The following is a 23,300-nucleotide window of genomic DNA, read 5'->3' on the forward strand; positions in this document are numbered from 1 at the left end:
AGCGCGTGGCATCCATCGGACAGATCGTCAGACCGACTTCAGGCAACGATGCCCTCTCCCGTGCCCGCAGTCGCGCCGCCCTCGTGCCGGATTGCCTCGTCGAAGCCAAGCGCATCGCCAACACGGTCATTGCCGGATGGCACGGCCGTCGCAAGCGCGGCATCGGCGAGAATTTCTGGCAGTTCCGCCCCTATAGTGAAGGCGAAAGCCTTTCGCGCATCGACTGGCGCCGCTCGGCGCGCGACGATCACACCTATATACGCGATCACGAATGGGAAGCCGCGCATACGATCTGGCTCTGGGCCGATCTGTCGCCTTCGATGATGTACAAATCGACCTATGGCCATGCTTCCAAGGAAAGCCGCGCGTTGGTGCTGATGCTGGCGCTCGCCGAAATCCTCTCCCGTTCCGGTGAACGCATCGGCTGCCCCGGCATCATGGAACCGGTCTCGACCCGCAATGCCGCCGAGCGGCTGGCAGCGGCCCTGATGCACACGCCGCTCGAAGGCGGCCTGCCGCAGACGGCGATGATCCGTGGCTGGAGTGATATCGTATTGATCGGCGATTTCCTGGATGATGCCGATAGTGTCATGAGCCGGATCGGGCCTCTGGCGCGCCGGGGGTTGCGTGGTCATGTCGTCGAAGTCGCGGATCCCGCCGAGGAAATCTTCCCCTATAGCGGCCGCACCGAATTCAGCGACCCCGAAACGGGCTCGAAGCTGATCGCCGGGCGCGCGGAAAACCTGCGTGACGATTATCAGCGCGCCTACCTCGCGCGCCGCGAAAGTCTCGGCCAGTCGCTGCGCCATCTCGGCTGGACCTTCCTGAGCCATCGCACCGACCGGTTGGCATCGGAAGCGCTTGTCGCCGTGCATATGTATCTTTCCGGCATGCCGGCCAAGGTGGCGTCGGGAGGGCAGCCATGAGCGGTCTTTCCTTCGCCTTCGCCTCGCCCGCCATCCTCGCGGCATTGATCCTGCTTCCCGCGATCTGGTGGCTCCTGCGCCTCACGCCGCCGCAACCGCGCGCGGAAGTCTTCCCGCCGCTGCGCATTCTCGCGACGATTCTCAAGCGCGAGGAAACGCCGGCGCGCAGCCCCTGGTGGCTGACGCTGCTGCGCATGCTGCTGGCCGCCCTCGTCATTCTCGCCATCGCCAACCCGATGTTCAATCCGCGTACCAACACGCTGTCAGGCAGCGGGCCGCTGGTGTTGATGATCGACAATAGCTGGGCAAGCGTCTCGGACTGGGAGCGTCGTGTTCGAACCGCGGACGCGCTGATCGACGATGCCGACGCCAAGGGCATTCCCGTCTCGATCGTCTTCACCGCCGAACAAGGCAATGACGCTACGCCCGGCGCTGCGTCAGCGGCCCGCGACAAGCTGCATGCGATGAATCCAAGGCCGCTGGTCCCCGACCGCCAACGTGCCGCTGACGCCGTGAAGGCAGCACTCAACGGCAAACCCGGCACGATCGCCTTCATCTCCGACGGCATCGAGAGCAAGGACAAGGACGATATCGTCAGCCGGCTCGCCGCCTTGCAGCCGAGCGAACTACGGCTGATCGAAGGTGACGGCAGCGATATTCTGGCGATCACCGGTGCGGCCAATGCCTCCAAAGACATGACCGTGACAGCGACGCGGCTGAACGGCGCCAACCCGCTGCGCCTGGGGCTCACGGCGCAGGACAGCCAGGGTCGGCCGATCGCCGCCGGTTCGCTGACCTTTGCCGGCGGCCAGACGGTCGCCACCGGCTCCATCGCCGCTCCCTTCGAAATGCGCAACGATTTTGCCCGTATCGGCATCGACCGGAATGCCAGCGCCGGCAGCGTCTATCTGCTCGACGATGGCTTCCGCCGCCGCCGCGTGGCGCTCCTCTCCGGGCAGGCCGCCGACGAATTCCAGCCGATCCTGTCGCCGCTCTACTACATCCAGCGCGCCCTGCAGCCTTATGCCGACCTGATCCAGCCCAATAGCGCCGATCTGGCGAAATCGATCCCCGAATTGCTGGCCGGCAATCCATCGGTGATCATCATGGCCGATGTCGGCCGCCTGCCGCAAGAAAGCTATGCGCCCCTGCAGCGCTGGATTCAGAATGGCGGAACGCTCGTGCGTTTTGCCGGTCCGCGCCTTGCTGCAGCGCCTGCCGATGATCCACTCGTGCCCGTGACGCTCCGGCAAGGCGAGCGTACTTTCGGCGGCGCACTCTCCTGGGCCGAGCCGCAGCCGCTCGCGGACTTCCCCTCATTCGGCCCCTTCGCCGGCATGTCGAAGACGATCAATGTGTTGGTCAAACGGCAGGTTCTGGCCGAGCCGACGCCGGATCTTGCCGAACGCACCTGGGCGAGCCTTGCAGACGGAACGCCACTGGTCACCGAGAAGCAGATGCAGGCCGGCCGCATCGTACTGTTCCACGTCAGCGCCGAACCGCAATGGTCCGACCTGCCCATCTCGGGCGACTTCGTCGAGATGCTGCGGCGCATCGTCCAGCTGTCGCGCTCCGGCGGCGTCACGTCGACGCAAGGCGCCGCCAAGGCAACCGAGACCATGCCGCCATATCGGCTCCTGACCGCCAAGGGCGTGCTGACCAGCGAGATCGGCAGCGCCCGGCCGCTCGAACCGAACAGCAAGGAAACGGCCATCGCCAATTTCGACAATCCGCCGGGCCTCTACGGCTCCGAGGAGGGCTTTACCGCGCTTAACGTCCTGCCTCGTGGCGCCGAGCTCAAGCCGCTGGACGCGTCGGCTGCCGGTACGGTGGCACGGGAAGGCTTGATCGGCGGCGAGGCATGGTCGGCTAAGCCGATCCTCTTCACCCTCGCCTTCCTCGTCCTTTTGGCCGACAGCCTGATCGTGCTCTTCATGAATGGCGCCTTTCCTCGCCTGGGCAGGTCGACGAAGACCATCGCCGGCGGTGCAGCGATGCTGATGCTGGCCGTCTCGGTCGCGACCTTCCTGCATCCGGCGAGTGCCTTGGCCGACGATTCCAAACCCGGCGACGACACCATCTATTCGCGGCTCGACAAGACGCATCTTGCCTATGTCGTCACGGGCGAATCCGACGTAGATCATGTTTCCGAGCGCGGCCTCGCCGGCCTTTCGGACTACCTCACATATCGCACGACATTGGAGCCAGGCCCGCCGGTGGGGCTGGACCCCGCCAAGGATGAGCTCGCCTTCTATCCGCTCATCTACTGGCCGATATCGGCGACGGCGCCGATGCCGTCCAACGACGCTATCAACCGCATCGATGCCTATATGCGCAATGGCGGCACCGTGCTCTTCGACACGCGTGACGCCCTCGACACCATGGGCGACACGTCGACGCCGAGCCCGAACGGCCAGCGGCTGCAGCAGATCCTCGCCAATCTCGACATTCCGCCCCTCGAGCCGGTGCCTGCGGGTCATGTGCTGACCAAGTCCTTCTACCTGCTGTCAAGCTTCCCCGGCCGCTATGCCGACAGCCCGCTCTGGATCGAGGCGCGTCAGGATACGCGCCGAGACGGCAATGCCGTGGCTTCCTCGGATGGCGTGACGCCGATCATGATCACGGGCAACGACTTCGCCGGCGCGTGGGCAGTGGACGACAACGGCGCGCCGCTGTTGCCGACCGTGCCCCCCGACGAGACCCAGCGCGAATATGCCTACCGTACCGGCGTCAACATCATGATGTACATGCTGACCGGAAACTATAAGTCCGATCAGGTGCACATCCCGGATATCCTGCAACGGTTGGGGCAGTAAGATGAATATCGGTTTTGCCCCGTTCCTGCCCTGGCCCGTGCTATCAGCGCTCGCGGTATTGACGCTCGCCATCGCGGCGCTTGCGATCTACCGGCGCCTGCGTGGGAGCTGGATCCGCGCGCTCGCCGCCTTCGCCCTGCTGGCAGCACTCGCCAACCCCGTGCTGATGCAGGAAGACCGCGATCAGCTCACCACCATCGTTCCCGTCGTCGTCGACCGCAGCCTGAGCCAGGACACGCCGGAGCGCGCCAAGATGACCGACGATGCCCTGGCGATGCTCAAGGATCGTCTGGCGCAGTTTCCGCGCATAGAGCCCCGCATCGTCGAGGCGCGCGATCCAGCAGAATCGGATTCGCCATCGACGCGGCTTTTCGCGGCCCTCTCCTCGGCGATCGCGGACGTGCCACCTGCCAGGATCGGCGGCGCGATCTTCCTGACCGACGGTCAGATCCACGACATTCCCGGCGTGAACCAGCAGCTCGGTTTCGATGCGCCCATCCACGGGCTGATCACCGGCAAGCCGAACGAATTCGATCGCCGCATCGAAATCGTGCGCGCGCCCCGCTTCGGCATCGTCAACGACGAACAGCAGCTTGTCCTGCGTGTCGTCGACGATGGCAAAAGCCCGGGCGGCACCGCTGCCGTGACCGCAAAGATGAATGGCGACGAGATCGCGACGCTGCAGGCAACGCCGGGCCAGGATACGCCCTTCAGCTTCAAGGTGCCGCGCGCCGGCAACAATGTCCTCGAATTCTCCGTGGCCGAAGTGCCGGGCGAGGTCACACCCATCAACAACCGCACGGTCCAGCTGATCGAGGGCATTCGCCAGAACATGCGCGTGCTGCTCGTCTCCGGCGAGCCGCATGCCGGTGAACGCGCGTGGCGCAACCTGTTGAAATCGGACGCCTCCGTCGACCTCGTGCACTTCACCATTCTTCGCCCGCCGGATAAGCAGGACGGCACGCCGATCAACGAACTGTCGCTGATCGCCTTCCCGACGCGCGAACTCTTCGTCGACAAGATCAGCTCTTTCGACCTGATCATCTTCGACCGTTACCAGGACCGTCAGAACGTCCTGCCGACGATCTATTATGACTACATGGCGCAGTACGTCGAAAACGGCGGTGCGTTGCTCGTCGCAGCCGGCCCCGAACACGCAGCCGGCAATTCGATCGCGCTCACCCCGCTTGCCTCGGTGCTGCCGGCAGAGCCGACCGGCCAGATGATCGAGAAGCCCTTCTATCCGCGCCTTTCGGAGCAGGGTCGCAAGCATCCGGTAACGCGCGGCCTCGACGGATCCGACACCGAGCCGCCGCATTGGGGCCGCTGGTTCCGCAGCGTCGATGTCGAAAAGCCGCAGGGACAGACCGTGATGGTCGGCGCCGACAACAGCCCGTTGCTGGTGCTCAACCGTGTCGGTCAGGGCCGTGTCGCCATGCTGCTCTCCGATGAGGGCTGGCTCTGGGCACGCGGCTTCGAAGGCGGCGGCCCGCATGTGTCGCTCTACCGACGCATTGCCCACTGGCTGCTGAAGGAGCCGGCGCTGGAAGAAGAAGCACTGACGGCAAACGCCGCCGGCCGTACGCTGGAGGTGACTCGCCAGACCGTCGGCGACGACCCCGGCCCGGCCACGATCAAATCGCCCTCCGGCAAGACGCAGACATTGCAACTGAAGCGGACGCAGCCGGGCCTCTATCAGGCCGAGAAGCACATGGACGAGATTGGGCTTTACCAGATCGCCAATGGCAGTCTCTCGACGCTCGTCCATATCGGCGCGATCGACGCTCCTGAGTTCAAGGCAATGATCTCGACCACCGAGACTCTGAAGCCTTTGGCGCAAAAGACCAAGGGTCTCGTCACCCGTATCGCCGGCGCCAATGGTGGCGTCACGGTTCCACAGGTCCTGCCTGTTCGCGGTGCCGTCCGTGTTGCCGACGGCCAGCGCCTGACCATCCGCATGACCGACGAAACCGTGCTGAAGGGGATCAATTCCCTGCCCCTGTTCGCAGGCTTTGCCGGTCTTGCCGCCCTGCTCTTTGCCTTCTCCGCCACCTGGTGGCGCGAAGGACGGTGAATGCGATGACGCACCTCGATGTGACCGATACCCCCTCCGAAAGCGAACTTGCTGCAATCAGCGAGGGTCTGACCGCCTTTAACGCTGTCGATGTCGGCCCCTCCAAACGCCGCCCGCTCGCCGTGCTGATCCGCGACGAAAGCGGCAAGACTATCGGCGGCATTTCGGGCTACACGGCCTGGGGCTGGTTGTTCACTGCATGGCTGTTCGTGCCGGAAACGCTGCGCGGTCAGGGCATGGCCGGAAAGCTCCTCGAAGCGGCGGAAGCGGAAGCAATGGCCCGCGGCTGCCAAGGCGCTTGGATCGACACCTTCAATCCGCAGGCGCTGCGCGCCTATCAACGGCAGGGCTATGTCATCTTCGGCGAATTGCCGGAATTTCCCACCGGCCGTAGCCGTTTCTTCCTGCAGAAAAAGCTATCGCCCCGCTGATGGCAGCGGGGCGACGGTTTTCGCTTCTATTGCAAAACCTTAGACGGCGATCTTGCCGCCGCCAGCCTTGGTGATGGCCACGACAGCCGGACGGACAGGCATGTCCGGCTTGAAGTCCGGCCAGCGCGTCGACAGGTCCTCGTAATAGGACGGACGGCCGTGACCGGACCAGTCATCGCCACCATCGCCCGGGTGCTGCACGGCAACGAGGGCCGTCTGGTCATCCGGCAGGAAAAGCGGGCCGCAAAGTTCGGCACCGACAGGCACGCGATAGAACAACTTCGAGGTCGCACGCGCAGCGCCTTCCGTATCGACGGCCCAGAGACCATCGGTACGGCCGGTCGCCTTGTTGCTGTTGCCGTCGGTCGCCACCCAGAGACGGCCGGCAGCGTCGATCGAACAGTTGTCCGGCATGCCGAACCAGCCGTTCTTCGTCGTGTCGGTGGAGAAGGATGCGCCGACAGCGGCGACGGAAGGATCGCCGCACTTCAGCAGCACTTCCCACTTGCCTGACGTCGCCGAGAATTCGCCACCGTCCTCGCTGATTTCGATGATGTGACCAAAGGCGTTGTCGGCGCGTGGGTTGGCGGTATTCACCTGTTCCGCCTTGCGCTTGGTATTGTTGGTCAGCATCACATAGACCTTGCCGTTGACGGCATTGGGTTCGATGTCCTCCGGGCGGTCCATCTTCGTCGCCCCGAGCAGATCACCGGCGCGGCGGGTTTCGATCAGCACGTCGGCCTGGCTCGTAAAGCCATTTTCCGTCGTCAGCGGACCCTGTCCGAACGTCAGCGGCAGCCATTGCAGCGCGCCGTCGTCGGCGAACTTGGCGACATAGAGCGTGCCGTTGTCGAGCAAGTCGAGGTTGGCGGCGCGGTCAGCCTCGTTATAGGCAGCAGCGGTCACGAACTTGTAGACATAGTCGAAGCGTTCGTCATCGCCGAGATAGAAGACCACGCGGCCATCCTTCGAGATGATGTTGGCAGCGCCCTCGTGCTTGAAGCGTCCGAGCGCCGTGCGCTTCTTCGGTACCGACTGCGGATCAAAGGCGTCGACTTCGACGATCCAGCCAAAGCGGTTGGGCTCGTTCGGTTCCTTGCCGAGGTCGAAGCGGTCGTGGAAGTTCGCCCACTCATATCCGCCTTCCGGCACGCCGTAGCGCTTGTAGTTGGCGGCCTCCTTGTGGCCCTCGGGCAGCTTGCCGGAGAAATAGCCGTGGAAATTTTCCTCGGCCATGATGTAGGTGCCCCAGGGCGTTACGCCGCCGGCACAGTTGTTGAGCGTACCGATCACCTTCTTGCCGCTGGCGTCTGCCACCGTCTTCAGCCGCTCGTCGCCCGCTGCCGGGCCGGTGAGCTGCATCTCGGTCATGGTCGTGATGCGACGGTTGTACTTGCCATCAGGCACGACCTGCCATTTGCCGTCGATCTTGCGGATCTCGACGATGGTGCCGCCATGGGCTGCCATTTCGATATCCACCTGCTCCTTGCTCAGCGGTGCCTGCTTGATCTTGCCGTCCGCAACGGTCACCAGGCCCGGAAACATCAGGTGTGGGTTTGTGTATTCGTGATTGACGACCAGTAGGCCGTGCTCGGACGAGCCGCCGAGCGGGATATAGCCGACATAGTCGTTGTTGTAGCCGAACTGGCGGCGCTGTGCTTCTGCCGTCTGGTTCTTCGGATCGAAGGCAGGTGAGTCAGCGAAAACCGCATCGCCCCAGCGCAGCAGGACATTCGCATCATAACCTTCAGCGACATGATGATCGGCATCGACACCGGCTTCGATCTCCTTGAAAATGAAGGCGGAACCGCCGGCTGCGCGTGCCTTTTCAGCGCTCATCAAAGCAACGGGCCCCACCGTTGCAGCGATGGCGGAAACGGCGAGCGACCCTTGCAGGAAGCCACGGCGCGAAAAACGACGACTGATGATTTCCCCCATCGTCGGATTGTCGGTGCAGTTTTGTCCCTCCCCGTCGGCTTCTTCGAGCTGACTGGTCGGGAATATGTCTTTCTGTGTGAGATTTCCTGTCATTGCTTTACCCCCAAAGTTTAGCAATCGCCCGGAATAGGGCGAGGAAAACTCTTAGGTTGGCTATATGACAGGTCGATGAAAAATGACCGGGCGTCGGAATGCGAGAGCCACGGGCTTAGGTACAACTGTGGATGATACGGCCGCTAGACCGCAATTGCGGTCAGCGGCACCATCTCATTCGCATCTTCGTCTTCGGCAACAACGGCCGGAACGGAACCGTCACGCCAGACGATCGAACCATGCAGCCGCTCATGCGTGTCGGCGGCAATCGGCACGACCAGAACGCGGTTGGCATCGACCGGACCCGGAAACGTCAGGGCGTTATAAGCGACCTTTTCGAAGCCGAGCGGGTCGTAGTAGGGCGGGTCGCCGACAAGGATGACCGCTTCCGACCCCTTGCGTTTGGCAGCCTCGACCGCAATCCGCACGAGTTCGCGGCCGATACCCTGGTTCTTGTGCGAGGGCCGGACCGCGAGCGGCCCAAGCAGATGCCCCTTGACCGAGCCGGCAAGCACCGGCGTCATGCGCACGGAGGCGATCGTTTCTCCGTCGTCGGCGCAGATGAAGGACAGCGTGCGATCATGCGGCCCCTGCTCGCGAATCCGTGCAGCGGCACGGGTGAACCGGCCGGGACCGAATGCTTCTTCGTTGATGAGTTCGATGACAGCGTCGTGCGACGCATCCTCAGTGAGGTAGACCAGATCGTGCTTGTACATTAGACCAAGGAAACCATATAAACAGACGGAATTGTTCTCGAAGGCGCTCATCGAGCGTTCGGGATCATCGGCGTCGTCGCAGGCTTCTGGTGACTTTCATGACAAGCGGTCCTCAAAGTGTGACAAGCCCGATAGCAGGAAATATCCGGCGCGTCCAATGTAAAATGCGGGCCGCTGCTTGTTGACGCTGATCGTGTCTGCACGATGATGTGACCCAAGTGGAACGCCTCCGATGCCTGCCGATCATGCCAGCAACGCAGTGTTCATCGTTTATCGTCTCGAAATTCGGTCGGCATGCCGTATCTTCGAGGTTAAGTTCGCAGCAGCATTTCCGAAAGGACAGAACAATGGGCATGTTGGTTGACGGCGTCTGGCACGACGTCTGGTACGACACCAAGGAGACAAAGGGCCATTTCAAGCGGGCCGCATCGCAGTTCCGTAACTGGATCACCCCGGACGGCACACCCGGCCCGACTGGAACCGGAGGCTTCAAGGCCGAGGCCGGACGCTACCATCTCTACGTTTCGCTTGCCTGCCCCTGGGCGCACCGCACCCTGATCTTCCGCAGGCTGAAGAAGCTCGAGGATCTGATCCCGGTCTCGATCGTCGATCCGTTGATGCTGGAAAACGGCTGGGAATTCAAAGGGAAAGACGGAGGGACGCTCGATCCCCTTTTCGGCGCCAAGGCGCTTTGGGAAATCTACGTCAAGGCCGATCCGCACTATTCCGGTCGTGTGACGGTCCCCGTTCTCTGGGACAAGCGAACTGGCACGATCGTCAACAATGAGTCAGCCGAAATCATCCGCATGTTCAACAGCGCCTTCGATGCGTTGACCGGATCAAGGGAGGATTTCTATCCCGCAGACCTGCGATCGGACATCGATGCGCTGAACGAGATCGTCTACGACACTGTCAACAACGGCGTCTACAAGGCCGGCTTCGCGACAGCGCAGGAGGCCTACGAGGAAAACGCCCGTCGCCTCTTCGAGACGCTCGATATGCTCGACAAGCGGCTATCGACGAAGCGCTACCTGTTCGGAGATCGGCTGACGGAGGCCGACTGGCGGCTGTTCACCACACTCGTTCGCTTCGACGCCGTCTATGTCGGCCATTTCAAATGCAACATCCGCCGCATTGCCGACTATGCGAACCTCTCGGCATATCTGCGCGATCTTTATCAGGTTGCCGGCGTGGCCGAAACGGTGAACCTCGCCCATATCAAGAACCACTACTATCGCAGCCACAAGACGATTAACCCGACGGGCATCGTGCCCATCGGCCCGGACCTTGATTTCGATCGCCCGCATGGCCGGGAGGGATTGGCAAAGGCTGCCTGAGTTGGAACTGGACAGGCCTCGCCGTGGCCGTCGATGGCGAGGCTGATGTCACCAATAGTTCGAGGGAGGCTCCGCCCCCTCCAGTTCCTTCAGCCGCCTATAGGTCGCCTTGGTCGCGCCCTTGGGAAGTGCGTCGAGAGGAAAGAAGCCGCTTTCGACGATTTCGCGATCCGGCTTGCGCAGCGCGGTCTGCGTTACCTCAACACGGTAGAAGACGACATGGTCGCGTCTGCTGGTGCGGTTGTTGAAATAGACGTGGAAGAGCTGCGGCCTGCCCGATATCACCAGATTGCCTTCCTCCCGCAGCTCCTTCGCAAGCGCCTGCTCCACCGTCTCATGGCGTTCGACACCACCGCCGGGCATGTGCCATCCGGCGATGTAGGAATGCCGCACCAGGAAAATTCGCCCTTCGCCGTCGAAGCAGGCCGCGCGCACGCCGAGCGTCATGCTGCGGGTCAGCGCGAAATAGGTATGCAGCGCAAAGCCGAGCAGCCGCACGCCCAGCCCGCGCTTTTCGTCGCGAGAGATGTCGTCGCTCATGCCTGAACTCCGACGCTTCGTCGATCCGTAATCAGACAGGGGATGTATTTGTTTTGACAATAGAGTGGGCTATGTCTCATCCCATGTTCAAGCTCGCGCATATTTCCGATATTCACCTAGGTCCCCTGCCACGCCTTTCGATCAGAGAACTCGCCTCCAAACGCATTACCGGATTTGTGAACTGGCATCGGAACCGGCGCAAGCACCTTTTTGGCGGTACGCTCGATCTCCTTCTTGACGACATCAAGGCGAAGCAAGTCGATCATCTTGCCGTGACGGGCGATCTCGTCAACCTTGCGAGCGGCATCGAGATCCAAACGGCGGCGGCATGGCTGAAGACGGTCGGCGACCCGCTCGACACCTCGGTCGTTCCCGGCAATCACGATGCCTATGTGCCAGGGTCATATGAGAAAGCCATGCGCGCCTGGTATCCCTATGTCAGGGGTGATCGCGCGCCGGCAGAATGGCCGCAAGACCAGCATATCTTCCCGTATCTGCGCGTTCGCGATCAGGTTGCGCTGATCGGCTGCTCCACAGCCTTCGCCACGCCTCCCTTCGCCGCCAGCGGCTTTTACTCCGCCCGCCAGGCGCGCGAAACGGTGAACTTGCTTCGCGCCGCCGGCGATGCCGGGCTCTTTCGCGTCGTCATGATCCATCACCCGCCGATCCGCGGCGCGACCAGCTTCTACAAGCGCATGATCGGTATTCGCCGCTTTGCGGCCGCCATCTCGACGGGCGGCGCCGAACTGGTCCTTCACGGCCATACGCACCTCAACACCGTGCATTGGCTGCGCGGACACACCGGCCCGGTGCCGGTCGTCGGCATCGCTTCGGCCTCGCAGGGCGCCGGCGGATTGAAGCCGCGCGCCGCCTACAATCTCTTCACCATTGCCGGTCGCCCCGGCGCCTGGGAACTGAAGGCCGAACGCTACAGCCTCGATGCCAGAGGCGAGGGTGTCGAGGCCGAAGGCGTCGATATTCTGGCGCTATGATCTCGTGTTTTGTGTCCACCGACCGCGTCGTTTCGGTAGCGTTTTTGAAGATACGGAGCTACAATCGAACTATCGGATTCCCGGAGGATAGCATGGGTTTTAAGGTCGCCAAGAAGAGCTCCGCAATGATGGCGCTTACGGCCGGATTTTTGCTCACCGCCAGCCTGCACGCCTTCGCCGCCGGCACGGAAAACGACGAAACGGCGCCACCACCGAAGAGCAAGACCACGACCGAGTGCACAGACGGCAAGGTGTGGGACAAGGACAAGAAGGAATGCGTGAAGCCGAAGGAAAGCGGCTTCAACGATGATCAGTTGTTCCAGGCTGCGCGCGAATTCGCCTATGCCGGCCAGTACGACAACGCCATCACTGTCCTGAAGCTCGCCAAGAATCAGGACGATCCCCGCATCCTCAATTATCTCGGCTATTCCAACCGCAAGGCCGGTCGTATGGAGCTCGGCATGAGCTACTACCGCAAGGCCCTGCAACGCGACGAAAACTATATTCTTGCGCGCTCTTATATGGGACAAGCCCTCCTCGCGCAGGGCGATGTCCAGGGCGCGCGTGTGCAGCTTGTCGAAATCCGTGACCGTGGCGGTGAAAATACCTGGGCATATCGCTCGCTGCTGCAATCGCTGAAGGGCCAGGTCACCTATTAGGGCATGCGGGGGCGCGGGGCCTTGACGGCACGGCACTCGAACGACGGCAGGCAAGTGCGCGAGCAATTTTTGAAGACTTGCGAAACGGCATAGAAATGGTTCATACCAACACAGGACGATCATTCCGCTCGCATGACCTTTCACAAGGGAAAGGCCGTCATTTGCGGAAAGGCATCGCCAGTGTGACAACCTCCAACACCTCTCTGGAACGACCATGCCCACGCCGGTAGCAGCCATCGACATCAGACGCGATCTGGTCGGCCTTCTCCCGAAGCTTCGCCGCTTCGCGGTGACGCTCACCGGCGATTTGACCGATGCGGACGAACTCGTCCAGAGCGTCTGTCAGCGCGGCATCGCTAAATTCCATCTTTGGAACGGTGGCGGCAAATTGGAAAGCTGGCTCTATACGATGGCCCGACACCAATGGGTCGACGAAGCCCGGCGCCACAAGCTGCGCCCCGCCGTCAAAGGCAGTGCCCTGGAACAGGGCGAGCCGGCGGCATCGGCTACGCATACCAATCCGGTGGAAGACGGAGAAGCGCACCGTTTGGTCACATCTTTGCCCGAAGGACTTGCCAGTGTCTTCCTGCTGGTCGAAGTCGAAGGGCATAACTACAAGCAGGCGGCCGATATTCTCGGCATTCCCTTGTCGGCAGTGACATCGCGGCTCTCCAGCGCCCGTCTCTATCTTGCCTCCCAAGGCCACAGCCGCTCGTCTCGAAGGTTTTAAGCATTGCAGGACATGAAGAAAATGCCGCTCGAAGTTCGTTTGTCCGCCTTCATGGATGGCGAGACGAGCCGCGAAGAGAAGGACGAGCTGGAAAAGCTCATTGCTTCCGATCCTGACGCGCGGCGGATTTTCGATGAACTGAAGCACGGCTCCGATGTCGGCCGCAAGGCTTTCGACGAAGTGTTGAAGGAACCGGTGCCGCTGGCACTTGTGCGGTCCATCAAGAGTGCGCAGCCTCCTAAGACGCGCGACCCCTCCCCCCGTCTTGCCCGGCCATCCCTGAAACTTGCCCCGACCGGCAGGCAGTCGCTTGCGGCCGCCCTCATCCTGTTCGCGCTCGGCGGCGGCATCGGCTATTTCTTCGGCATGCAGCCACCGGGCATGCCAGCAGCCGCGCCGCCCACTCCGGCGCAGACATCGACGCGCAACTGGCTGGATGACATTGCCGCCTACCATCGCATCTATTCGCGCCAGCCGCACCATATGGTCGAACTGCAAGCGAGCGAGCTGGATGAGATCGGCAAGTGGCTGTCGAGCACGGTGGGCGTCAAGTTCAATTTTCCGGATCTTGCCGCCGACGGCCTCGTGTTCCAGGGCGCACGCATGTTCGTTGCCGGCGGCAAGCCTGTCGGCCAGCTGATCTACAAGAACCTGGATGGTGACGTCGTCGCCATCTGCTTCACCAAGATCGACGGTGCGTCGAATGACGACAATTTCGACGAGACCATCAAGGACGATGTCAGCATCGTATCCTGGCATCGCAATGGCGTGACCTATGCAGTCGTCGGCCCCTCGTCGGATGCGATGCTCGACCAGATTGCCAACAGGGTATCCTCGGAAATCTAAAAAGCATTCTCTCGCTTTGCAGCTTGCGGCTGCCAGCCAGCCGATGGATAATGGGTGGCGGTCAATCGCATTGGATTATATTCTCGCTGGAGTTTCACCATGTCCGACATTCTGCTGACCATCCCGGAAATCGACAGTCGAATTGCGGCAATAAGGGAAAATCTGCGCGAGCTGATCGAGCAAGCCACCGCCTTTTCCGGCGCGGCGGACGAAGAACGGACGTCGGATCGCATCGCCGAACAGGAAGAAGAGCTCGAGCGGTTGACGAAACAGCGCGACGTCCTTGCCCAGCAAAAATCCTGAGCGCGCCACAAGCGCGTGTCGTTACTCGGCATCGGCTTTGACACCTCTGAAATCATGGTCCGTTCTGTGCTGCCGGCGCATTGCTTGGCTGCAGCGCAATTTCTGCTGACATTGGCGCCGATACACGCTATAGAGGCAGCAGCGACCATGAGGAGAGCACTTTGATGAAAACCCACGGCACAGGAAACCACCGCTGAAAAGCAGTGCCGTGAAGGACTGCTTGTTCGGTCCGCCCATCAGATTGCTATTTCCCGCCCTCGGAGGGCACTCATGTTTCGTCGCTTTGAAGAGTTCGTCGATCCGTTCCAGGATTATGGCGAGCTGAAGCCATCGTCGCAGACGTGGCGGTATCTCATCACCAACCTTCGCCCTTTCCGAACTGTCATGGCCATGAGTCTGGCCTTGACCGTCATAGGCGCTGCCATCGAAATCTGGCTCATCGGCTATACCAGCCAGCTTGTGGATAATCTGGCAGCAGCCAGGCGGGATGAACTCTGGGCATCGCAAGGCACCGGGCTGCTGGCCGCCGCCGCGCTGGTGTTGATCGGCCGGCCGCTTGCGGGCTATCTCAGAGAGAGCCTTGACGACATCGCATTCAGGCCGAATGCCGAGACGCTGTTCCGCTGGCGCGCGCATCGTCATGTGCTCAGGCAATCAGTCGGCTGGTTCCGCCAGGATTTCTCCGGGCGCATCGCCAGCCAGGTGCGCGACATCGGTACGTCGGCGACCGGTGCTGCCTATGCCGTGCTGCATACCCTGTCCTTCGTCTCGATCTATGTCGCCGGCTCGTTCTGGCTGATGGCCTCGATCGATCCGCGCCTGATCTGGCCGCTGATCGTATGGCTCTGCTGCTATCTTGGCATGATGGCCTTCGTCATCCCACGGTTGCGCCACGCATCGGAGAACTTCCAGGGAACCAATGCCGCTCTTGCGGGCATGACGGTCGACACCTACGCCAATATCGACCTCATAAAGCTCTTTGCCGACGCGCAAACGGAGGATCGTGAAGCCCTGCAGCGCTTTGCCACCGCGCGAGAAACCTTCGTTCGCGTGCAGAAACTCGAGGTCACGGTCAATTCGAGCATGCTGTTCCTCGGCAGTTTCCTGATCGTCGCATTGGTCGGCTATGCCGTGATCCTATGGCAGTCGGGCGGCGCGGCGCTCGGCCTGATCGCGGCCTCGCTTGCCCTGAGCTTCCGCATCACCGGCATGGCGGAATGGATGCTGGATGCCGTTTCCTCTCTGTTTGCCCATTTTGGCGCGATGCGGCAATCGCTGCTGACCGTGGCGCAGCCTCTCTCGATCGAGGATGCGCCCGGCGCGCACCTGCTTGCTATCGATCGCGGAGAGATCGCCTTCAAGCAGGTCACCCATCATTACGGCAAGGGTGATGGCGGTCTGGACGGCGTTTTCCTGCGGATTGCGGCGGGCCAGAAGATCGGCCTTGTCGGCCGCTCGGGCACGGGCAAATCCACCCTCGTCAACCTGCTGCTGCGTTTCTTCGACCCGGAGTCCGGCTCCATCGAAATAGACGGCCAGGATATCCGCCGCGTGACGCAGGAAAGCCTGCGCCGGCAGATCGCCATGGTAAGCCAGGAGGCCACTCTTCTCCACCGCTCCATTCGCGACAACATCGCCCACGGCAATGCCGGCGTTTCAGAGGCCGCGATTGTCATGGCCGCCGAAAATGCCGCCGCCGACGGTTTCATAGCCAGCCTGCGGGACCATGAAGGGCGGACCGGCTATGACGCCCATGCCGGCGAGCGCGGCGTCCAGCTTTCAGGCGGCCAAAGGCAGCGCATAGCGATCGCCCGCGCCATTCTGAAGGATGCGCCGATCCTGATCCTGGACGAGGCGACGGCGGCGCTGGATTCGGAAGTGGAAGCCGCCATCCAGGACACGCTCTACGGCATCATGGAGGGCAAGACGGTCATCGCCATCGCCCACCGATTGTCGACCATCGCGCGGATGGACCGCATTGTCGTCCTCGACGGCGGCCGTATCGTCGAGGATGGCACCCACGCGCAGTTGCTCGCCCGCAACGGCATCTATGCCGCGCTCTGGGCACACCAATCCGGCGGCTTCATCGAAGCCGACGATCCGGCAGCGAGCTGATACGCAACAAAAAATCCCCTCGGCGTGACCGAGGGGATTTTAACAGAAGGCGGCTGATGGCCTCAGCCTTTCGCCGTCTTGATATCGAGCACGCGGTTTGCCGCCGAGACGATCGCTTCCAGGGAGGCAGCGACGATGTTGGTGTTTATGCCGGCACCGAAGAGCTTGCCGCCCGGATAGGAAATCTCGACATAGGAGATCGCCGAGGCGTTGGAGCCATGCTGCAGCGAATGCTCTGAATAATCTTCGACGGACATCGGAACGCCGAGATAGATCGAGAGCGCGTTGATGAAGCCGTCGATCGGGCCGTTGCCATGCCCTTCGATACGCTTCACCTCGCCATTGTCGGTAATCTCGGCGGCGACGATGCGCTGACCCTTGCGCTCGGGATCGGCGAAGGTGTGATGATCGACGAAGCGAAGGCGGGCACCCGGCTGCGTTACGTAGCGCTCGATGAAATGCTCGTAGATACGCTTGGATGGCAATTCCTTGCCTTCCTCATCGGTGATGCGCTGGATCTCTTCGCGATATTCCACCTGCAGATTGCGCGGCAGGTTCAAACCGTAGTCCTGCTGCATGATATAGGCGATGCCGCCCTTGCCGGATTGCGAGTTGATGCGGATGATCGCCTCATAGGTGCGGCCGACATCCTGCGGGTCGATCGGCAGATAGGGCACTTCCCAGACCGGATGGTTGGCGACCTTGGCAGCTTTCATGCCCTTGTTGATCGCATCCTGGTGCGAGCCGGAAAAGGCGGTGTAGACCAATTCGCCGACGTAAGGGTGACGCTCGCCGATCGCCATCTGGTTGGAATATTCGAAGACTTCCTTCATGCGCTCGATGTTGGAGCAATCCAGCTCCGGATCGACGCCTTGCGTGAACATGTTCAACGCCATGGTGACGACATCGACGTTGCCGGTGCGCTCGCCATTGCCGAACAGAGTGCCTTCGACGCGGTCGGCGCCGGCCATCAAGGCCAGCTCGGCAGCGGCGATGCCCGTGCCGCGGTCATTGTGCGGGTGCAGAGAGATGATCAGGTTTTCGCGATTGTCGAGATTGCGGCACATCCATTCGATCTGGTCGGCATAGATGTTCGGCGTCGCCATTTCCACAGTCGACGGCAGGTTGATGATCAGCTTGTTATCCGGCGTCGGCTTCATCACGCCGATCACCGCGTTGCAGATCTCCAGCGCCACGTCCAGCTCGGTGCCGGTGAAGCTTTCCGGCGAATATTCGAAGCGATAGCCGCCGCCGGCCTTGGCCGCCATGTCGCTGATCATCTTCGCCGCATCGACGGCGATCTGCTTGATGCCCTGCACGTCCTTGGCAAACACCACGCGGCGCTGCAATTCGCTGGTGGAATTGTAGAAATGGACGATCGGCTTGTTGGCGCCTTCGAGAGCCTCAAAAGTGCGGGTGATCAATTCCGGGCGGCACTGCACCAGTACCTGCAGCGATACGTCGTCAGGTACGTTGCCCTGCTCGATGCACCAGCGAGCAAAATCGAAGTCGGTCTGCGAGGCCGAGGGGAAACCGATCTCGATTTCCTTGAAGCCCATGTCCAGCAGCAGCTGGAACATGCGCGCCTTGCGGTCGTGGCCCATCGGATCGACCAGCGCCTGATTGCCGTCGCGCAGGTCGACGGAACACCAGATCGGCGCCTTGGTGATGACCTTGGACGGCCATGTCCGGTCGGGAATGTTGATCTGGGGATAGGCGCGGTATTTCACCGTTGCTTCGGGCATGCCTTTGGGGGAATGGCTGTTTGCGTCCATGGTTTCGTCTCTTCCTTTCCCGTCATTTATCCCGCGTCTTAGCCGATCGGATGCGGCTTGGCGATGACAAATGCGGACCCCTCGCGGGTGTACTGTCGATTTTAGGGTAAGTCGCGAGGAGCGATGGCCAGCGGGCTTTTCGGCCGCCGGGCGCTCCTCAAAGGACCCGGCAACCGCGCGTAAGGCCGAGGAGGAGAAGCGATGTCAGGGCGCGCGTATTGTCACGCAGGGCGAAGCGCCCACGTGCAATCTGTTCGGAAATCTTTGCGCCAGTCAACTTCATGGTCGCGCTTATAGCCGCGCGACAACAAAGAAGCAACCCCCTGCTCACTTCTTCAGCAGCTGCACGCCGCGCGACAGCGCCATCATCAATCCGCCGGCAAGCAGGCCCCAGAAGGCGCCGGAAATTCCGCCGAAGGAAACACCCGATGCCGTCACCAGAAATGTAATCGCGGCAGCCTCGCGCGATTCCGCCCGCTGGAAAGCATTGAGAGCTGAGTTCGACAGCGCGCCGACCAGCGCCAAGCCGGCGACCGCCTCAATCAGGATCTGCGGTGCCAGCGCCACGAAAGCGGTGACGGCACTGGCGAGCAATCCCAGGATAATATAGCCGATCCCGGCAACGATCGCAGCCCAGTAACGCCGCTTGGGATCCGCATGCGCATCCTGGCCGGCGCACATGGCGGCCGTGATCGCCGCAAGATTGACCGCATGGCCGCCGAAGGGCACGGCCAACAGCGAAAACACACCGGTGATCGCAAATAGCGGGCCCGGCTTGGGATCGTAGTGATGGACCTTCAGCACCGCGATGCCGGGGATATTCTGCGACGCCATGGTCACGATGAATAGCGGCAGCGCGATGGAGACGAGGCCGGCGATGGTGAAGACCGGTTTCACCAGTTCCACAGTCGGCAACAGCGAATGCTCGAGCGAAGCGAATGCGCCATCCGGTATTTTCACGCCGAAGGCCAGCACCAGGGCGAAGGCGGCAAGTGCCGCCGGCACTGCCCACAACCGCTTGAAGGAGCCGACAATGATCCAGGCAAGGATAATCGGCAGGCCAAATGCGGGATTGAAGGCAATCGCCTTCACCGGCGCAAAACACAGGCCAAGCAGCACGCCCGAAAGCATAGCGTTGGCCAGCGGCGCGGGGATGGAAGCCACCGCACGGCCGAACGGCCGGAACAGCCCGGCAATGACGATCAGGACACCGCAGATGAAGAAAGCCCCGACCGCCGCTGGAAAGCCGCCCTCGATCGCACCGGCGCTCGCAAGCAGCGCCGCGCCGGGCGTCGACCAGGCAATGCTGATGGGCAATCTGGTCACTGCGCTCAGCACGATGGCGCAAAGACCCATTGCAACCGAAAGAGCCATCAGGCCGGACGCCGCCTGCGCATCCGTCGCGCCGACGACCTGCAGACCGTGGAAAACAACGGCAAAGGAACTGGCAAAGCCGACAAAGGCCGTGAGGCACCCCATGAACAGGCTTTGGATGGAGAAATCTTTGAGCATGGCGGCGAAGACTCAGGGCGGAAAAGACGATTGAACTCACATGGAGCATCACAAGCAGCGGGCGTGCAAGTGCAGTTCCCGGGCAAAGTGGCAACGATGACAGCAAGACCGGCCATCGGCGAACGGTGCCGAAGTGGACAATGCAACTTGCCGGCCATCGACACATGATCATCGCAGATCATCAAACATGCACAAACATGCAGATTGACTCTCTCGTTTCTGCACGTTAATGCAAATTCATGAGAAATTCACTTCCCTTGTCCCGCCGCGACGTCATAGAAGCACGGCTTGCGGACGGACGGCAGATCGTCGCCGCATCGCTTGCGGCCGAGTTCAACGTTTCCGAGGATGCCGTGCGCCGGGATCTGAGGGCGCTTGCCGCCGAGGGCAAATGCCGGCGCGTCTATGGCGGTGCGCTTCCTCTCCTGACGCCCTCGCAGCCCATCTCTGCGCGGATCGGGCAGACATCCGATCGAAAAAGGGCGCTGGCGCGAGCAGCCGCCAGCATGATCGAACCGGGCGAGTTTGTATTTCTCGACAGCGGCAGCACGAACCTTGCGATCGTTGACTTGCTGCCGAAGAACAGCGAACTGACGATTGCCACAAACTCCATCGACATAGCGGCTGCCATCATGAACCGTGGCGACTTCGAGCTCATCCTCATCGGCGGCGTGGTCAATGCCATCGTCGGAGGCAGCGTCGACGCGACGGCGGTCGCAGCCATCGAGAACATGAATATCGATCGCTGCTTCGTGGGTGCCTGCGCGGTTTCGGCGAGAAACGGCATCAGCGTGCATGAACACGCGGACGCCATTTTCAAACGGACGCTCATCAAACGCAGCGCGTCGCGCATCGCCATAGCAACGTCAGAAAAGTTTCACGAGCGTGCGGCGCATCGCATCGGCGGTGCCGCCGATATCGATTGGCTGATTGTCGAAGACGACCTGCCAGCTGGCGACGTGGAAGCCGCGGTCGAAGCTGGTTTCGCTCTCGTGAAGCCGAACGACATCACTTCATCGTCCTGATCTCGAAAGACGGGGAATCATCATGCAATCCGCTGATCGGCCGGAAACTCGGCTGGCAACACGACTGGCTTTTTTGATCGCGGGATTTGGTCTCGCTTGTTGGGCTCCCCTCGTCCCCTTCGCCAAGGCTCGGCTCGGGGTCGATGACGGTGTGCTGGGCATATTGCTGCTTTGCCTAGGCCTCGGCTCGGTCGCCGCGATGCTTGCCACCGGCATGTTGAGCGCACGCTACGGCAGCAAACCCATCATTATTGCGGGCGGATTGGGGCTCGCGCTCACCTTGCCGATCCTCACCATAGCCAGCACGCCATTCACGCTGGGCATCACCCTCGCCGTGTTTGGCGCATCGCTCGGATCACTCGACGTCGCGATGAACATTCACGCTGTCGAGGTGGAAAAAGGCGCAGGCCGGCCTCTGATGTCGGGCTTTCATGCTCTTTTTAGCATTGGTGGCTTTATCGGCTCGTTGCTGGTGACGTTGTTGCTATCCGTTCACGCCGGCCCTCTGGTCGCAACATTGCTATCTTCTGCCCTGATGGTACTCGCCATGGTCGTCGCATGGCCCCGGCTGCTCAGGACCGTTCCGTCGGAGGATGCGCCGCTCTTCGCCATTCCCCGCAGCTTTGTTTTGCTGCTTGCCGTCCTCGCCGCCATTACCTTCCTCGTCGAAGGCGCCATTCTCGATTGGAGCGCCCTGCTGCTCACCACGCAAGGCAGGGTCGAGGCCAGCCATGGCGGCCTCGGCTACATGCTGTTTGCGATTGCCATGACAGCAGGGCGCCTGGCCGGCGATACCATCACGGCGAAGCTCGGCGACAGGGCGATCATGCTATGGGGCGGCCTCGTCGCGGTGGCCGGGTTCGTCGTTCTGCTGCTGAGCCCGATCGCGATCCTTGCCATGAGCGGCTTTCTGCTGATCGGGCTTGGCGCCTCCAACATCGTGCCGGTGCTCTTCCGCAAGGGAGGGACGCAGACGGTCATGCCGGCGGGGCTGGCTGTCGCCGCCATCACCATGTGCGGATATGCGGGCGTGTTGATCGGGCCTGCCAGTGTGGGCTTCGTCGCGAATCATGTCGGCTTGCCCGGCTCCTTCTGGATGCTCGCCATATTGCTGTGCGCCGCACCTCTATGCGCCGGCATCGTTACCCGCCCCCAGGGCCAGGAGGAAGCAAATGCGCATCGCTCATACCGCTCTGTGGACACGTGATATCGACGCCGCAGCGGCGTTCTGGATGAAGTACTTCGGAGCGACCGTCGGCGAGCCCTATCACAGCCAGCGCCGCCCCGGCTTCATTTCCCGCTTCGTGCATCTGCCTGCGGGGCTCGACCAGGTCGAACTGATGACCGGCCCATGGCTTCCAGCCGATACGCATGACGAACGCGTCGGTTGGGACCATATCGCAATATCGCTGGGCGACCGGGCGGCCGTCGATGCGCTGGCCGAGCGATGCAAGACGGATGGCTGCCTGAAATCCGGGCCCCGGACAACGGGCGACGGTTTCTACGAGGCGGTTATTACCATGCCGGACGGAACTCCGATCGAGATCACGACGTAGAAAGCATGCAGGCCGGACGACGCTCGTCATCCGATTTTTTCGAATTCGCCGCCCCCGGAAACGTTGCACCCTCCCAAGCGGCGAACGCTGGCGGCGGCCGATCCCGCCGCCAGTACTTTCTTCTGGTCAAGGACATCCCGGTTGTGAAACCACTTTCACCAACAGTGCATGCCGGCAAATCCTCAGCTCATAACCCTTAATGATGCGCTCTCCGGCTGACCGGCGACTTCAGAGAGTCATAAACTGTTCGAGAATGTCGTCGAGCCGTCGCTTTCGCACGGCGGCCAGTTGGGCGCTCTACGAGATGGCAGTGATCTCAAGCTCTTGATCACCCACGCTGACGACATCTCCGACAGCCTTGCCGATCAGAAGCCTTGCCACCGGGGATACGAAGGAAATCGAACCGGCCTTGGGGTCCGCTTCATCCTCTCCGACGATGCGATAGGTCTGCACGCGCCCATCGTCACGGCTGAAGGTCACCGTGCTCCCGAAGGCGACGGTGTCAATCGAAGTCGGGTCAGGGACAAGCTGAGCCGTGCGAACTCTTGCCGCAAAGTAACGCAGATCGCGCAAGGGGCTTGCTGCCTGCCGGCGACGTTCGTTCACGTCTTCGATTGTGCTCGAAGCATCGTAAGCCTCGCGCGCTTGCTGGAGCTGCAACTCCAGAGCCTTCAACCCCGCTTCCGTCACAAGATTCGGATGCGCCGAAATTGGGCGATCAGGTATCAGGGTTTCCGAAGCGGTTTCGAAACTCTCTTCCTTGGTGAAGGCAACAGCCAATCTTGAACTCCCTTCGGGCGCGGCGCGTTCTTGCAGCACATCGGGACGATTGCCGCTGCGCTGTCAGAACCATAAATACACCGACAATGGACGAACCGCCAATCTTGGCCCATCGGTGGCCGATATCGCCCCACGG

At 61.8% G+C, this 23,300-nt stretch carries 20 protein-coding genes; 14 read left to right on the forward strand and 6 right to left on the reverse strand.

Features of this window, described 5'->3' with window-relative positions; translation table 11 throughout:
• The first annotated feature begins 5 nt into the window (after window positions 1–5).
• Genes GA0061101_RS28820 through GA0061101_RS28835 form a run of 4 tightly spaced genes read left to right on the forward strand, consistent with a single transcriptional unit; the run spans window position 6 to window position 6,247 of the window.
• Window positions 6–926 (forward strand): DUF58 domain-containing protein, encoded by a 921-nt coding sequence (locus GA0061101_RS28820; protein WP_037194752.1) that lies wholly within the window; start codon window positions 6–8, stop codon window positions 924–926.
• Window positions 923–3,742, forward strand: a complete 2,820-nt coding sequence (locus tag GA0061101_RS28825; RefSeq protein ID WP_092576310.1) for a DUF4159 domain-containing protein — start codon at window positions 923–925, stop codon at window positions 3,740–3,742. Before GA0061101_RS28820 ends, GA0061101_RS28825 begins: the two co-directional genes overlap by 4 nt.
• Before the next feature lies 1 nt (window position 3,743).
• On the forward strand, window positions 3,744–5,816 hold the full coding sequence (locus GA0061101_RS28830) for a membrane protein (RefSeq protein ID WP_037194756.1): 2,073 nt from the start codon (window positions 3,744–3,746) through the stop codon (window positions 5,814–5,816).
• Between the two features lie 5 nt (window positions 5,817–5,821).
• The gene (locus GA0061101_RS28835; RefSeq protein WP_092576341.1) at window positions 5,822–6,247 is read left to right on the forward strand and encodes a GNAT family N-acetyltransferase; all 426 of its coding nucleotides are present in this window, start codon (window positions 5,822–5,824) and stop codon (window positions 6,245–6,247) included.
• A gap of 39 nt (window positions 6,248–6,286) precedes the next feature.
• Here GA0061101_RS28835 and GA0061101_RS28840 read toward each other — a convergent pair whose 3' ends face one another.
• Both GA0061101_RS28840 and GA0061101_RS28845 read right to left on the reverse strand, forming a co-directional pair.
• On the reverse strand, window positions 6,287–8,278 hold the full coding sequence (locus tag GA0061101_RS28840) for a PhoX family protein (RefSeq protein WP_092576312.1): 1,992 nt from the start codon (window positions 8,276–8,278) through the stop codon (window positions 6,287–6,289).
• Between the two features lie 143 nt (window positions 8,279–8,421).
• A complete protein-coding gene (locus GA0061101_RS28845; protein WP_092576315.1) occupies window positions 8,422–8,994 on the reverse strand; it encodes a GNAT family N-acetyltransferase in 573 nt (190 codons plus the stop codon).
• Between the two features lie 347 nt (window positions 8,995–9,341).
• Between GA0061101_RS28845 and GA0061101_RS28850 the strand changes: the two genes are divergently transcribed.
• Entirely contained in the window at window positions 9,342–10,331 is a 990-nt protein-coding gene (locus tag GA0061101_RS28850; RefSeq protein WP_047562661.1) for a glutathione S-transferase family protein, read from the forward strand.
• A 48-nt stretch (window positions 10,332–10,379) separates the two neighbouring features.
• On the opposite strand, the gene GA0061101_RS28855 is transcribed toward GA0061101_RS28850, so the two are convergent.
• Window positions 10,380–10,871, reverse strand: coding sequence for an NUDIX domain-containing protein (locus tag GA0061101_RS28855; RefSeq protein WP_092576318.1), 492 nt, complete (start codon window positions 10,869–10,871; stop codon window positions 10,380–10,382).
• 71 nt (window positions 10,872–10,942) lie between these two features.
• On the opposite strand from GA0061101_RS28855, the gene GA0061101_RS28860 reads away from it, so the two are divergent.
• The 6 genes from GA0061101_RS28860 to GA0061101_RS28885 all read left to right on the forward strand — a co-directional run bounded on the left by GA0061101_RS28860 (window position 10,943) and on the right by GA0061101_RS28885 (window position 16,516).
• Window positions 10,943–11,863, forward strand: coding sequence for a metallophosphoesterase family protein (locus GA0061101_RS28860; RefSeq protein ID WP_245297596.1), 921 nt, complete (start codon window positions 10,943–10,945; stop codon window positions 11,861–11,863).
• A gap of 92 nt (window positions 11,864–11,955) precedes the next feature.
• Window positions 11,956–12,522 carry a tetratricopeptide repeat protein gene (locus GA0061101_RS28865; protein WP_047562658.1) on the forward strand — a complete coding sequence of 189 codons (567 nt, stop codon included), beginning with the start codon at window positions 11,956–11,958 and terminating at the stop codon, window positions 12,520–12,522.
• Window positions 12,523–12,736: 214 nt separating this feature from the next.
• The gene (locus tag GA0061101_RS28870) at window positions 12,737–13,252 is read left to right on the forward strand and encodes an RNA polymerase sigma factor (protein ID WP_047562657.1); all 516 of its coding nucleotides are present in this window, start codon (window positions 12,737–12,739) and stop codon (window positions 13,250–13,252) included.
• 21 nt (window positions 13,253–13,273) lie between these two features.
• Window positions 13,274–14,098: an anti-sigma factor family protein gene (locus tag GA0061101_RS28875; protein WP_051963390.1), complete on the forward strand. Its 825-nt coding sequence runs from the start codon at window positions 13,274–13,276 to the stop codon at window positions 14,096–14,098.
• Window positions 14,099–14,197: 99 nt separating this feature from the next.
• A complete protein-coding gene (locus tag GA0061101_RS28880; protein ID WP_037194776.1) occupies window positions 14,198–14,401 on the forward strand; it encodes a hypothetical protein in 204 nt (67 codons plus the stop codon).
• A 270-nt stretch (window positions 14,402–14,671) separates the two neighbouring features.
• Complete coding sequence (locus GA0061101_RS28885) at window positions 14,672–16,516, forward strand: ABC transporter ATP-binding protein (protein WP_092576323.1); 1,845 nt, start codon at window positions 14,672–14,674, stop codon at window positions 16,514–16,516.
• Window positions 16,517–16,578: 62 nt separating this feature from the next.
• Here GA0061101_RS28885 and leuA read toward each other — a convergent pair whose 3' ends face one another.
• Window positions 16,579–18,291, reverse strand: a complete 1,713-nt coding sequence (gene leuA, locus GA0061101_RS28890) for a 2-isopropylmalate synthase (RefSeq protein WP_037194779.1) — start codon at window positions 18,289–18,291, stop codon at window positions 16,579–16,581.
• A 327-nt stretch (window positions 18,292–18,618) separates the two neighbouring features.
• Window positions 18,619–19,803: a benzoate/H(+) symporter BenE family transporter gene (locus tag GA0061101_RS28895; RefSeq protein ID WP_037194780.1), complete on the reverse strand. Its 1,185-nt coding sequence runs from the start codon at window positions 19,801–19,803 to the stop codon at window positions 18,619–18,621.
• A 239-nt stretch (window positions 19,804–20,042) separates the two neighbouring features.
• On the opposite strand from GA0061101_RS28895, the gene GA0061101_RS28900 reads away from it, so the two are divergent.
• The 3 genes from GA0061101_RS28900 to GA0061101_RS28910 are packed head-to-tail and all read left to right on the forward strand — an operon-like array spanning window position 20,043 to window position 22,384.
• Entirely contained in the window at window positions 20,043–20,828 is a 786-nt protein-coding gene (locus tag GA0061101_RS28900; RefSeq protein ID WP_092576326.1) for a DeoR/GlpR family DNA-binding transcription regulator, read from the forward strand.
• Window positions 20,829–20,850: 22 nt separating this feature from the next.
• Window positions 20,851–22,035, forward strand: a complete 1,185-nt coding sequence (locus GA0061101_RS28905) for an MFS transporter (RefSeq protein ID WP_047638667.1) — start codon at window positions 20,851–20,853, stop codon at window positions 22,033–22,035.
• On the forward strand, window positions 22,001–22,384 hold the full coding sequence (locus tag GA0061101_RS28910; RefSeq protein ID WP_047638668.1) for a glyoxalase/bleomycin resistance/extradiol dioxygenase family protein: 384 nt from the start codon (window positions 22,001–22,003) through the stop codon (window positions 22,382–22,384). Before GA0061101_RS28905 ends, GA0061101_RS28910 begins: the two co-directional genes overlap by 35 nt.
• A gap of 297 nt (window positions 22,385–22,681) precedes the next feature.
• On the opposite strand, the gene greA is transcribed toward GA0061101_RS28910, so the two are convergent.
• Window positions 22,682–23,164: a transcription elongation factor GreA gene (gene greA / locus GA0061101_RS28915; RefSeq protein ID WP_037194784.1), complete on the reverse strand. Its 483-nt coding sequence runs from the start codon at window positions 23,162–23,164 to the stop codon at window positions 22,682–22,684.
• Between the last annotated feature and the right edge of the window lie 136 nt (window positions 23,165–23,300).

The sequence above is a fragment of the Martinezella lusitana genome (genome assembly GCF_900094565.1).
GTDB classification, from domain to species: domain Bacteria; phylum Pseudomonadota; class Alphaproteobacteria; order Rhizobiales; family Rhizobiaceae; genus Rhizobium; species Rhizobium lusitanum.